Origin of the sequence: Citrobacter sp. Ce104, assembly GCF_030334595.1 — a bacterium.
In the GTDB taxonomy this organism is placed as follows: Bacteria; Pseudomonadota; Gammaproteobacteria; order Enterobacterales; family Enterobacteriaceae; genus Citrobacter; species Citrobacter europaeus.
In genome coordinates, this window is the sequence record NZ_JAOWDP010000064.1 from 310,885 (window position 1) to 323,001 (window position 12,117).

Consider the following 12,117-nt stretch of genomic DNA (forward strand, 5'->3'; position numbering starts at 1 on the left):
AGCAGAATGTTAACAAACTCAAATACACAAAACTACCAGAACTCTGTCTCAACCTTAGACCGTTTCCCCTGAATTCTCAGGGGGCGTTATTACAGTTTAAAGTCCAGTTTGGCATCTTTTACTTTTTCATAAACAGCCTGGCTAGGCGGTTTAGGAATTCTGGCTGTTTTCGCAGCCGTCAGCGCAGCCTGGCACAATGCCGGATCTCCGCCCTCTTCGGTCACATCCAGTAACAGACCATCGGGTGCTAACTTGATATGTAATACGCAAGATTTACCTGCATACAAATCGGCACCATACAGACGACTCTGGATCGCATTACGAATTTGAGATGCGTAAGCACTGATATCAGCGCCAGATGCACCGCCATTAGCACCACTTGTACCACTATCTTTCGCCGGTTGACCGCTTCCTTTCGCTCCACCACCCGATTTCGGTGCATTCTTACCGGAGCTTAGGTCACCTAACAAGTCGTCAACGCCAGAGGCTGCTGCGGCTTTTTCGGCCGCAGCCTTTTTCGCAGCAGCCGCTTTATCAGCCGCAGCTTTCTTATCGGCAGCGGCTTTCTCGGCTGCAGCTTTTTTATCTGCAGCTGCTTTTTCAGCCGCGGCTTTCTTATCAGCCGCCGCTTTTTCAGCAGCGGCAGCTTTCGCGGCGGCGGCTTTTTCTGCTTTCTCAGCGGCAGCTTTCTCGGCTGCAGCTTGCTTAGCGGCCTCAGCCTGCGCTTTCTTCGCAGCGTCTGCTGCTGCCTTAGCAGCTTGTGCTTCTGCAGCTTTCTTCGCATCAGCGGCGGCTTTAGCGGCTTCAGCCTCAGCTTTTTTCTGTGCGTCCGCAGCGGCTTTCTTCGCAGCATCTGCCGCTTGTTTCGCCTGAGCATCAGCTTTGGCCTTCGCATCTGCAGCAGCCTTCGCCGCAGCTTCTTCAGCCTGTTTCTGTTGCTCTTGCGCTTTCGCGGCGGCGGCTTCGGCCTGCTTTTGCTGTTCCGCCTGTTCGCGCACTTTTTCCTGCGCGGCTAAACGTTCTTTTTCCAGCTGCTTCAGTCGCTCTTGCTCAGCCGCTTGCTTCTCGCGAAGTTCCTCAGCTTGCTGCTGCGCCTGTTTTTCACGCTGTTCTTCTGCACGTTTCGCACTTGCCTGCTGCTGCTGCTGCCTGTCGTACTGTTGCACAACGGCGCCAGGATCGACCATAACGGCGTCGATGGACGAACCGCCACCGCCGCCAGCTGAAGCATCAATGTGCTCATCGAACGAACTCCAGATCAGTACTGCAAATAAAATGACATGCAGCACCGCTGAAATAATTATCGCCCTTTTGAGCTTGTCGTTTTGTTCGGTTGCCTTTGACACTCTCGGTTCCCAAAAAACTGTTCGCCTGTTACGCGCTATCTTTCAAGCCAGCAAAACGCGGTCATCAGATTGGCTGCGTCATCAAGCCAACCGATTTTACGCCTGCACTGTGTAACAAGTTCAGCGCTTTAATTATTTCATCATAAGGCACGTCTTTCGCACCACCGATTAAAAAGACCGTTTTCGGATTGGTCTGCAGGCGGCTTTTCGCTTCCGCGATAACCTGCTCCGGCGGCAGTTGATCCATCCTGTCTTTCTCAACGACCACGCTGTATTGCCCAATACCGGAAACCTCAATAATGACCGGCGGTTCGTCGTTACTGCTGACGGCTTGCGATTCGGTCGCATCCGGCAGGTCGACTTCCACACTCTGCGTAATGATCGGCGCGGTTGCCATAAAGATCAGCAACAGCACCAGCAGTACGTCGAGCAGCGGTACAATATTGATTTCGGACTTGAGTTCGCGACGACCTCGTCCACGCGTTCTGGCCATGGCTTACCCCTTGTTGCTCTCGCTAACGGTAAACGCCTGGCGGTGCAGAATCGCGGTGAACTCTTCCATAAAGTTGTCGTAATTCAGTTCCAGCTTGTTCACGCGCTGATTCAGTCGGTTGTAAGCCATAACCGCCGGGATTGCCGCAAACAGACCGATAGCCGTGGCGATCAACGCTTCCGCGATACCCGGCGCGACCATTTGCAGCGTGGCCTGTTTTACCGCGCCCAGCGCGATAAATGCGTGCATGATCCCCCAAACGGTACCGAACAGACCGATATACGGGCTGATGGAGCCGACGGTGCCGAGGAATGGAATATGCGTTTCCAGCGTTTCCAGTTCACGGTTCATCGAGATACGCATCGCACGGGATGCTCCTTCAACGACCGCTTCCGGCGCATGGCTATTCGCCCGATGCAGACGCGCAAACTCTTTGAATCCGCTATAGAAAATTTGCTCTGAGCCCGCCAGATTATCACGACGCCCCTGGCTTTCCTGATACAGACGCGACAATTCAATGCCAGACCAGAACTTGTCTTCAAATGCTTCGGCTTCACGTGAAGCAGCATTAAGAATACGGGTCCGCTGGATAATAATGGCCCAGGATGCGATTGAGAAACCAATCAAAATCAACATGATAAGTTTAACCAGAAGGCTTGCCTTCAGGAACAAATCAAGGATATTCATGTCAGTCACTGCTTAAACTCCGCGACAATAGACTTGGGAAGCGCACGAGGCTTCATTTTGAGTGGATCAACGCAAACGATCAGAACTTCGGCTTCATTCAGCACGGTGTTCTCTGCGTTGACAATGCGTTGCGTGAAAACCAATGAGGTGCCACGCATTGACGTAATTTCGGTTTGAACTTCGAGCATATCGTCGAGCCGGGCAGGCGCAAAATACTCGAGGGTCATCTTGCGCACCACAAAGGCTACACGTTCGGCCAACAGGACCTGCTGACTGAAGTGATGATGACGCAGCATCTCTGTACGAGCTCTTTCATAAAAAGCGACGTAGCTGGCGTGGTAAACCACCCCACCGGCATCGGTATCTTCATAGTAGACACGAACCGGCCATCGAAACATATACTTATTCATTCCTACTGCCTCTTTGTTGGCTTCGCCCACTCACACCAGTTGCTTACCCTGGTAAGCGCCTGGTGACTCGCGTTCTTGCCGCCGCGATGCATCAAGAATGTCGTTGTATATCGCGCTGTCTTCACTGTACATCCCGGTAATGCAACAAAAGGTTAGTGCTTTCAAACTTCGCTACTATACGCGCGGGAATGGTGCTTTGGAATGGGGGAAAGTAAACGGAGAGTAAAAAATTATGGGCTTATGCAAGCCCATAAATATTTAAGGATGTTTCTTATTCAAAAGAAGAAGAAAAACAGTCCAACAATGAGGACGATATCCGCGATCAGCGGGCAGAAGATACCCTGCCAGTGTACGGCACGAGGACGGAAGCCAACGCCGTGAATAATGCCTGCGCAGACCGCCCACATCAGCAGGAAACCATGCCAGATTTCAAGCTCACTGGTTTTGGCCGCAAAACGTGACGGATCCCAGAATATGCAGCCAGCCAACACGATTGCCAGCACAAAGGAAAGCGCCCGCAGGGGGCGCTTGTCCATCGCGTTGTATACCATCGCGATAATGTTGGTCATCAGCTATCTTCTTGTCCGGCTTTGCCTGATTCAACGTGCTCAAGCGCCAGCGCTGTGATTATCCCAAATGCACAGGCAAGAAGCGTTCCCAAAATCCATGCGAAATACCACATTTTAAGCTCCTTACTTAGTACAGAGAGTGGGTGTTGCTTTCAATATCTTCTTTAGTGATGCGACCGAACATCTTCCAGTAGCACCAGCCGGTGTACAACAGAATGATCGGTACAAACACCGCCGCGACCCAGGTCATCAGGTTCAATGTAAGCTGGCTGGAGGTGGCATCCCACATAGTCAGGCTTGCGTTCATCATGGTGCTGGATGGCATCACAAACGGGAACATTGCGATACCGGCAGTCAGGATGATGCAGGCTAACGTCAGTGAGGAGAAGACGAACGCCCATGCCCCTTTCTCCATACGAGAAGTCAGGATAGTCAACAGCGGCAGAACGACGCCCAGTGCAGGAACCAGCCACAGGATAGGTGCGTTATTAAAGTTCACCATCCATGCGCCAGCCTCGCGAGCCACTTCTTTGGTCAGCGGGTTAGAGGCGGCATGGTGATCCAGTGCGGAGGTCACAACATAACCGTCAATACCGTAAATCACCCATACACCGGCCAGCGCGAAGCAGACCAGAGTCACCAGCGCCGCAACCTGCGAAGTTGCACGTGCACGCAGATGCAGCTCACCTACCGTACGCATCTGCAGATAGGTCGCGCCCTGGGTGATGATCATCCCAACACTCACGACACCCGCCAGCAGACCAAACGGATTCAGCAACTGGAAGAAGTTACCGGTGTAGTACAGACGCATGTAGTCGTCTACGTGGAACGGAACCCCTTGCAGCAGGTTGCCGAATGCCACGCCAATAACCAGCGGTGGAACGAAGCTACCAATGAAGATGCCCCAGTCCCACATGTTGCGCCAGCGCATGTCTTCAATCTTGGAGCGGTAATCAAAACCGACCGGACGGAAGAACAACGACGCCAGTACCAGAATCATCGCCACATAGAAGCCGGAGAACGCAGCGGCATACACCATCGGCCAGGCTGCGAACAGTGCGCCGCCTGCGGTGATGAGCCAAACCTGGTTACCGTCCCAGTGTGGGGCGATGGAGTTAATCATAATTCGACGCTCGGTATCATTACGACCGAGGAAACGGGTGAGCATGCCCACCCCCATGTCGAAGCCATCAGTGACCGCGAAACCAATCAGCAGAATGCCAACCAGCAGCCACCAGATAAAACGCAATACTTCATAATCGATCATTTGACGACTCCTGTCTTAGCGTGCCGGCTGAGAAGTCACAGTGGACTGCTCGTAGTGATAACGACCGGTTTTCAGGCTACTCGGCCCAAGGCGTGCGAACTTGAACATCAGATACAGTTCAGCCACCAGGAACAGGGTATACAGGCCGCAAATCAACAGCATCGAGAAGATGAGGTCGCCAGCGGTCAGCGAAGAGTTCGCTACGGCTGTTGGTAATACTTCACCAATCGCCCACGGTTGACGACCGTACTCTGCGACAAACCAACCGGATTCGATCGCAATCCACGGCAGAGGAATCGCATACAGCGCAGTGCGCAGCAGCCATTTTTTCTCACCGATACGGTTACGAAGTACGGTCCAGAAGGACACAGCGATGATTGCCAGCATCAGAATGCCGCATGCCACCATGATACGGAATGCGAAGTACAGCGGCGCAACGCGAGGAATAGAATCTTTCGTTGCCTGCTGAATTTGCGCTTCGGTCGCGTCGGTGACGTTATCCGTATAGCGTTTCAGCAGCAGACCATAACCCAGGTCTTTCTTCATGCTGTTGAACTGATCGCGAACGGCCTGATCGGTCGTACCAGCACGCAGCTCTTCCAGCAGTTGATACGCTTTCATCCCGTTACGGATGCGCTCTTCGTGCTGCACCATCAGATCTTTCAGACCAATGACCGGTGTATCAACAGAGCGGGTGGCAATGATGCCCAGCGCATAAGGAATTTGAATCGCAAAATGGTTTTCCTGCGCATCCTGGTCCGGAATACCGAACAGCGTAAAGGAAGCCGGTGCAGGCTGAGTTTCCCATTCTGCTTCAATCGCAGCGAGTTTGGTTTTCTGCACGTCGCCCATTTCGTAACCGGATTCATCACCCAGAACGATAACAGACAGAATTGCAGCCATACCAAAGCTGGCGGCGATGGCAAAAGAACGTTTAGCGAACGCGAAGTCACGACCGCGCAGCATATAGTAGGAGCTGATCCCCAGAACGAACATCGCGCCACAGACATAACCAGATGCCACAGTGTGAACAAATTTCACCTGTGCAACCGGGTTGAGCACCAGTTCAGAGAAGCTCAGCATCTCCATACGCATGGTTTCGAAATTGAAATCCGCGGCGATTGGGTTTTGCATCCAGCCGTTCGCAACCAGAATCCACAGCGCGGACAGGTTAGAACCCAGAGCTACCAGCCAGGTGACGCACATATGCTGGACTTTACCCAAACGGTCCCAGCCGAAGAAGAACAGACCTACAAAGGTGGATTCGAGGAAGAAGGCCATCAAACCTTCGATCGCCAGCGGCGCACCGAAAATATCCCCTACATAGTGGGAGTAGTAGGACCAGTTAGTCCCGAACTGGAACTCCATGGTCAGACCGGTTGCCACACCCAGAGCGAAGTTGATACCAAACAACTTGCCCCAGAACTTGGTCATATCTTTATAAATCTGTTTGCCGGAAAGGACGTAGACCGTTTCCATGATGGCCAGCAAGAACGCCATACCGAGCGTCAGTGGCACAAACAGGAAGTGGTACATCGCGGTCAAGGCAAACTGTAAGCGCGACAGTTCGACTATATCTAACATCATGACTCCTTGCTCATCGCATGAAGACTCCGAGAGTGAACCCCGTTAGAAAGGGTCACACGCATGCCCCAATACAAATTTATCTGCTTCCCCCGCCGCTGCCCTTTCCTCTCATTTGAAGAAAGGACAATGATGAAAGGTTACAAACATGTTAATAAAACACTCAAATTGATCCCGCAATTATATTACGCCGTAAAATCCTTACAATAAACAGGTTTTTATCGAGGTAAATTTGCATTTTTCGATAGTGATCAATTTATAGCTAATTTACCACCTTCAGACCAATTTGATCTGCAGCAATTTAACCTCTTTTGATGTCGTTTACCAAGTTTTAAACATTGATTTAAATCAATTTTCAAATTTAATGTTAATAGTGTTTAGCAGTAAGATGACTAGTGAACATCATGTTAACAACATGTTTTTCAATGAGTAATTGCCGTTACTACAAATGATAGGTTATTTATTTAAATCTACACGATCTTTTAACTCGCCTGGCTGACAAAATTGTCCGCAGATAAAGAGTCACTATTGCTGGGTAGCTCACAGTTTTTTGTTTAGCAAGTCATGGATTTGTTATTTCATACAAATTGTTCATTTAAATTTTACTTATAATTAACACCAAGATGTAACTATCTCAAATTGAAGCGAAAGCGTCGCTCATTGACAGACGCATTGCGTTTGGCGTTCTCCCGCAGAGCGCAGCCGTTCCGCTTAAATCATCACTTAAAGTTATCATTCACCTCTCTTCTTCTCTTATATGGCAATGTTTAAATATGCCACAAACAATTCATTATCATTTTTATCCTAAATTTAACAAAAGATAATTATGACATATAAGATTAAAAAATAAAAAACCGTTATCCCGTTCACAAGTTATTTAGTAAATGTGATTTTTTAAATTATTAAAAATGGTGCATAAACGAGGCGCGCAACAAAATAAGATTTCGATCACAAACATGGCAAGTTATTTATTACCCAATTTCCTAACAAATTAAAAATCATCGCAAAAAACAAATCATAAGACACTGATAGTAAAGTGATTTTATAAAAAAATAATATAACAATCATTTTGCGCAGGATATTTTGAAAATAGATCAATTGCTTCCTTTTCCGCTTCCACAGAAACTCCAACCCTATTAAGAGGTTGCCACAATCCATGTTCTAAATATTAGAAAACAATTTTCACTTATTGACCATCAGCCCTACAGAGGATTACCCATGAAGAAATCTACACTTGTTATTGGCGTCATCGGTGCTGACTGCCATGCAGTAGGTAATAAAGTTCTGGATCGCGTTTTTACAGCTCATGATTTTCACGTAATCAACCTCGGGGTGATGGTGAGCCAGGATGAATATATTGATGCCGCGATTGAAACAGGCGCCGATGCCATCGTGGTGTCCTCTATCTACGGTCACGGCGACATTGACTGCCTCGGGTTACGTGAGCGCTGCATAGAACGTGGCCTCGGCGACATTCTGCTGTACGTCGGCGGCAACCTGGTCGTCGGTAAACATGACTTCGCTGATGTGGAAGTGAAGTTTAAAGAGATGGGATTTAACCGCGTCTTCGCACCAAGCCATGACCTGGAAGATGTCTGCGCGCTTATCACTAATGATATTCACCAACACAATGGCCTTGAGCAGCGTTGCCTGGAAGAGGCTATCTGATGCAAACAGTTTCTGTCGATATCGGCTCGACATGGACCAAGGCTGCCCTCTTCGCCCATGAAGGCGAAGAATTAACCCTGGTAAACCATGTCCTGACCCCAACCACCACACATCATCTGGCAGACGGTTTTTTTGCCAGCCTGAATCAGGTGCTGAACGTTGCCGATGCTCGCCCGTTACTGAAAAGTGGTGAAGTGCAGTTGAAATACTCTTCTTCGGCCAAAGGTGGACTCGCCGTTGCAGCAATGGGGCTGGTGCCTTCCATTACGCTGGAATCGGCCAAAGTTACCGCCCATTCGGCAGGAGCGAAAATCGCGCAATATTATTCGTACAAGCTGAACCGTCATGACATTCAGGAGCTGGAATCTTCCCCCCCAGACATTCTGCTGTTTACCGGCGGTACAGACGGTGGCGAAGAAAGCTATGGCCTGGCGAATGCGCACGCGCTGGCAGGCTCAAAGCTTGATTGCGCCATTATCTACGCCGGAAACCGGGACATTCAGGACGAAATACAAACGATTCTCGGACATAAGGATCTGACCACGGTAGACAACATTCTGCCAGACCTCGATCACCCGAATCCGTTTGCCGCGCGCCAGGCGATTTGCGATGTGTTCTTGTCACGCATTGTCAAAGGCAAAGGCCTGGACGTCATTGTCGGCGAAACAGGCGAAGAGCCAATGCCGACGCCATGGACGGTATATGAGTTAGTTAAAGCCATTAGCGATTACGACAGCGCATGGAAGGAATTCATGCTGATTGATATGGGCGGAGCCACCACGGATGTCTATTCGGCCAGCGCGAATACCCTCTCCCCCGATACCGTCCTGCATGGTGTTCCTGAACCGTTCGTTAAACGTACCGTTGAAGGCGACCTGGGAATGCGCGTTTCCGCCGTCGTGGTGGGAGAAAGCACGCAGGAAATGGTGAAAGTCATCTTCGCCCAACAACCGCAGCGCGAGGAATCGTTTTACCGCTACCTGCGTCACCTGGTTGGGCAACCGGATTACCTGCCACTCAGCGAGGAGGAGAAATATTTCGACACCCTGCTGGCAGGTTTGTGCGTGGGCTATGCCGCTGAGCGCCACGCGGGCACTAAAAAGCAGGTTTGCACCTGCGTGGGTAACGTGGATTTACAGATGGGTCGCGATCTCACCACCGTACGCAAAGTCGTCGGTTCAGGGGGATGGCTCTCTCGCGCCAGCCAGTTCGATATCCATAACTGGCTCAAATACCGGGAGCTGGACGACCAGGGTAAAAGAATTCTGTTACCGAATCAGTTTGAGTATTACCGCGATTCAAATGGCCTGCTCCCGCTACTGGCAAACGTCGCCAGGCTGTACCCGCAAGCCGCTGCTCGCACCAGCATTCAGTGTTTAACCCTATAAAACTTAAGGCAGCTACGAATGGAACTTCGAAATAAAAAATTGACCCATGACGAATTCATGACCGAAAGGCATCAGGTGTTGCAAACCTGGGAAACCGGCAAAGACGTTGAGAACTTCGAAGATGGCGTGAAGTACCAGCAATCAATTCCAGATAAAAAGCGCTTTTCCCTTGCCTTGCTGAAGGCCGATCAGGAAGGAAAAACCCTGAGCCAGCCGCGCGCAGGCGTAGCATTAATGGATGAGCATATTGCGCTGCTCAAAACACTGCAGGAAGAGTGCGACCTCCTGCCGAGCACAATCGATGCCTATACCCGTCTGAACCGCTATGAAGAAGCCGCTGTCGGGATCCAGAAATCTATCGAAGCAGGTACTTCCAAACTGAATGGTTTACCGGTCGTCAATCACGGGGTTGCTGCCTGCCGCCGGATGACTGAATCGCTGGAAAAACCGATCCAGGTTCGCCACGGTACGCCGGATGCGCGCCTGCTGGCAGAAATCGCAATGGCCAGTGGCTTTACCAGCTACGAAGGCGGCGGTATCTCCTACAACATCCCTTACGCTAAACGCGTCACCCTGGAAAAATCCATCCGCGACTGGCAGTACTGCGACCGCCTGATGGGCCTGTATGAAGAGAACGGCATTCGCATCAACCGTGAACCGTTTGGCCCGCTGACCGGCACTCTGATCCCGCCGTTTATGTCCCATTCGGTGGCCATTATCGAAGGTCTTCTGGCGCTGGAACAAGGCGTGAAGTCAATTACCGTCGGCTACGGCCAGGTCGGCAGCCTGACGCAGGATATCGCCGCTATTCAGGCGCTGCGCGAACTGTCTCACGAATACTTCCATAACCACGGCTTCGACGATTACGAACTGAGCACCGTTTTCCACCAGTGGATGGGCGGATTCCCGGAAGATGAAGCGAAAGCCTTCTCCGTTATCGCCTGGGGCGCAGCGGTTGCAGGTATGTCGGGCGCTACAAAAGTGATCACCAAAAGCCCGCACGAAGCGTTCGGTATCCCAACGGCAGCAGCTAACGCTCAGGGCCTGAAAGCGTCACGCCAGATGCTCAACATGGTCAGCGACCAGAAATTCCCGCAGTGCGCTGCCGTGGAGCAGGAAGTAGATCTGATTAAGAGCGAAGTCCGCGCGGTACTGAAAAAAGTCTTCGAGCTGGGCAATGGCGACATTGCGCGCGGCACGGTGCTGGCCTTTGAAGCTGGCGTGCTGGATGTACCTTTCGCTCCTGCCGCCTGTAACGCCGGTAAGATCCTGCCTGTTCGCGACAACACAGGCGCAATCCGTATTCTTGAAGCCGGTGCCGTTCCGCTGCCGAAAGATATTCTCGCCCTGCACCACGACTATGTCGCAGAGCGCGCACATTTTGAAGGCCGCAAGCCTTCTTTCCAGATGGTCATTGATGACATCAACGCCGTATCCCACAGTAAATTAATAGGAAGACCATAATGAAAATCAAAAAGGCCCTTTTCACCGCTGGCTACTCCTCATTTTATTTTGACGATCAGCAGGCCATCAAAAATGGCGCCGGTCATGACGGGTTTATCTATACCGGCGATCCGGTAACGCCTGGATTTACCTCTGTTCGTCAGGCGGGTGAATGCGTTTCCGTGCAGCTGATTCTGGAAAATGGCGCGGTAGCGGTGGGCGATTGCGCAGCGGTGCAATATTCAGGCGCAGGCGGTCGTGACCCGCTGTTCCTGGCTGAAAACTTTATTCCGTTCCTCAACGATCACATCAAACCGCTGCTGGAAGGCCGTGACGTTGATGCGTTCCTGCCGAACGCCCGTTTCTTTGACCAACTGCGTATTGACGGTCATCTGCTGCATACCGCCGTCCGCTATGGTTTGTCTCAGGCGCTGCTCGACGCTGCGGCGCTGGCTACCGGTCGTCTGAAAACTGAAGTGGTTTGCGATGAATGGCAACTGCCGTGCGTGCCGGAAGCCATTCCATTATTTGGTCAGAGCGGCGACGACCGTTATATCGCCGTTGATAAGATGATCCTTAAAGGTGTGGACGTCCTGCCGCATGCGCTGATCAACAACGTGGAAGAGAAGCTGGGCTTTAAAGGCGAAAAACTGCGTGAGTATGTACGTTGGTTATCCGACCGCATCTTAAGCCTGCGCACCAGCGAACGTTATCACCCGACGCTGCACATTGATGTGTACGGCACGATCGGTCTGATCTTCGATATGGATCCGGTGCGCTGCGCTGAATACATCGCCAGCCTGGAAGTCGAAGCCCAGGGTCTGCCGCTGTATATCGAAGGTCCGGTTGATGCCGGTAACAAGCCGGATCAGATCCGCATGTTGACCGCCATCACCAAAGAGCTGACTCGTCTGGGTTCCGGCGTGAAAATTGTCGCCGACGAATGGTGTAACACCTATCAGGATATCGTGGACTTTACCGATGCGGGCAGCTGCCACATGGTACAGATCAAGACTCCAGATCTTGGCGGCATTCATAACATTGTTGATGCAGTGCTGTACTGCAACAAACACGCCATGGAAGCCTATCAGGGCGGCACCTGTAACGAAACCGAGATCAGTGCCCGCACCTGCGTACACGTGGCACTTGCCGCGCGTCCAATGCGCATGCTGGTTAAACCGGGTATGGGTTTCGATGAAGGTCTCAACATCGTGTTTAACGAGATGAATCGCACCATCGCGTTGTTGCAAACTAAGGATTAA

The 12,117-nt window shown here is 51.2% G+C and carries 12 protein-coding genes; 4 read left to right on the forward strand and 8 right to left on the reverse strand.

Going from position 1 to position 12,117, the window contains the following annotated elements:
• Positions 1–89: 89 nt before the first annotated feature.
• From tolA to cydA, 8 genes are all read right to left on the reverse strand, one after another.
• Positions 90–1,346, reverse strand: coding sequence for a cell envelope integrity protein TolA (tolA, locus tag OGW16_RS12170; RefSeq protein ID WP_043015645.1), 1,257 nt, complete (start codon positions 1,344–1,346; stop codon positions 90–92).
• A gap of 64 nt (positions 1,347–1,410) precedes the next feature.
• Positions 1,411–1,839: a colicin uptake protein TolR gene (gene tolR / locus OGW16_RS12175; protein WP_003022978.1), complete on the reverse strand. Its 429-nt coding sequence runs from the start codon at positions 1,837–1,839 to the stop codon at positions 1,411–1,413.
• Positions 1,840–1,842: 3 nt separating this feature from the next.
• On the reverse strand, positions 1,843–2,535 hold the full coding sequence (gene tolQ, locus OGW16_RS12180; protein ID WP_003022976.1) for a Tol-Pal system protein TolQ: 693 nt from the start codon (positions 2,533–2,535) through the stop codon (positions 1,843–1,845).
• On the reverse strand, positions 2,532–2,936 hold the full coding sequence (gene ybgC, locus OGW16_RS12185) for a tol-pal system-associated acyl-CoA thioesterase (protein ID WP_003831439.1): 405 nt from the start codon (positions 2,934–2,936) through the stop codon (positions 2,532–2,534). The genes tolQ and ybgC overlap by 4 nt, the downstream gene beginning before the upstream one ends.
• A 275-nt stretch (positions 2,937–3,211) precedes the next feature.
• Complete coding sequence (ybgE, locus tag OGW16_RS12190; protein WP_043015644.1) at positions 3,212–3,505, reverse strand: cyd operon protein YbgE; 294 nt, start codon at positions 3,503–3,505, stop codon at positions 3,212–3,214.
• Positions 3,505–3,618, reverse strand: coding sequence for a cytochrome bd-I oxidase subunit CydX (gene cydX / locus OGW16_RS12195; protein WP_003022970.1), 114 nt, complete (start codon positions 3,616–3,618; stop codon positions 3,505–3,507). The genes ybgE and cydX overlap by 1 nt, the downstream gene beginning before the upstream one ends.
• A 14-nt stretch (positions 3,619–3,632) precedes the next feature.
• Entirely contained in the window at positions 3,633–4,772 is a 1,140-nt protein-coding gene (gene cydB / locus OGW16_RS12200; RefSeq protein WP_043015643.1) for a cytochrome d ubiquinol oxidase subunit II, read from the reverse strand.
• A gap of 15 nt (positions 4,773–4,787) precedes the next feature.
• Complete coding sequence (cydA, locus tag OGW16_RS12205; RefSeq protein ID WP_003022965.1) at positions 4,788–6,356, reverse strand: cytochrome ubiquinol oxidase subunit I; 1,569 nt, start codon at positions 6,354–6,356, stop codon at positions 4,788–4,790.
• A 1,218-nt stretch (positions 6,357–7,574) separates the two neighbouring features.
• Between cydA and glmS the strand changes: the two genes are divergently transcribed.
• The 4 genes from glmS to OGW16_RS12225 are packed head-to-tail and all read left to right on the forward strand — an operon-like array spanning position 7,575 to position 12,117.
• Positions 7,575–8,024, forward strand: coding sequence for a methylaspartate mutase subunit S (gene glmS, locus OGW16_RS12210; protein WP_003022963.1), 450 nt, complete (start codon positions 7,575–7,577; stop codon positions 8,022–8,024).
• Entirely contained in the window at positions 8,024–9,412 is a 1,389-nt protein-coding gene (glmL, locus tag OGW16_RS12215) for a methylaspartate mutase accessory protein GlmL (RefSeq protein WP_286518487.1), read from the forward strand. The genes glmS and glmL overlap by 1 nt, the downstream gene beginning before the upstream one ends.
• An 18-nt stretch (positions 9,413–9,430) precedes the next feature.
• The gene (locus OGW16_RS12220; protein WP_003022957.1) at positions 9,431–10,876 is read left to right on the forward strand and encodes a methylaspartate mutase subunit E; all 1,446 of its coding nucleotides are present in this window, start codon (positions 9,431–9,433) and stop codon (positions 10,874–10,876) included.
• Positions 10,876–12,117: a methylaspartate ammonia-lyase gene (locus tag OGW16_RS12225; RefSeq protein ID WP_043015641.1), complete on the forward strand. Its 1,242-nt coding sequence runs from the start codon at positions 10,876–10,878 to the stop codon at positions 12,115–12,117. The genes OGW16_RS12220 and OGW16_RS12225 overlap by 1 nt, the downstream gene beginning before the upstream one ends.

What these genes read in the sequence shown, in the direction of transcription:
- OGW16_RS12220 (WP_003022957.1), top strand. Translation starts at nt 9,431, where the DNA reads ATGGAACTTCGAAATAAAAAATTGACCCATGACGAATTCATGACCGAA.
- glmL (WP_286518487.1), top strand. Translation starts at nt 8,024, where the DNA reads ATGCAAACAGTTTCTGTCGATATCGGCTCGACATGGACCAAGGCTGCC.
- cydA (WP_003022965.1), bottom strand. Translation starts at nt 6,356, where the DNA reads ATGTTAGATATAGTCGAACTGTCGCGCTTACAGTTTGCCTTGACCGCG.
- ybgE (WP_043015644.1), bottom strand. Translation starts at nt 3,505, where the DNA reads ATGACCAACATTATCGCGATGGTATACAACGCGATGGACAAGCGCCCC.
- cydX (WP_003022970.1), bottom strand. Translation starts at nt 3,618, where the DNA reads ATGTGGTATTTCGCATGGATTTTGGGAACGCTTCTTGCCTGTGCATTT.
- cydB (WP_043015643.1), bottom strand. Translation starts at nt 4,772, where the DNA reads ATGATCGATTATGAAGTATTGCGTTTTATCTGGTGGCTGCTGGTTGGC.
- ybgC (WP_003831439.1), bottom strand. Translation starts at nt 2,936, where the DNA reads ATGAATAAGTATATGTTTCGATGGCCGGTTCGTGTCTACTATGAAGAT.
- tolR (WP_003022978.1), bottom strand. Translation starts at nt 1,839, where the DNA reads ATGGCCAGAACGCGTGGACGAGGTCGTCGCGAACTCAAGTCCGAAATC.
- glmS (WP_003022963.1), top strand. Translation starts at nt 7,575, where the DNA reads ATGAAGAAATCTACACTTGTTATTGGCGTCATCGGTGCTGACTGCCAT.
- OGW16_RS12225 (WP_043015641.1), top strand. Translation starts at nt 10,876, where the DNA reads ATGAAAATCAAAAAGGCCCTTTTCACCGCTGGCTACTCCTCATTTTAT.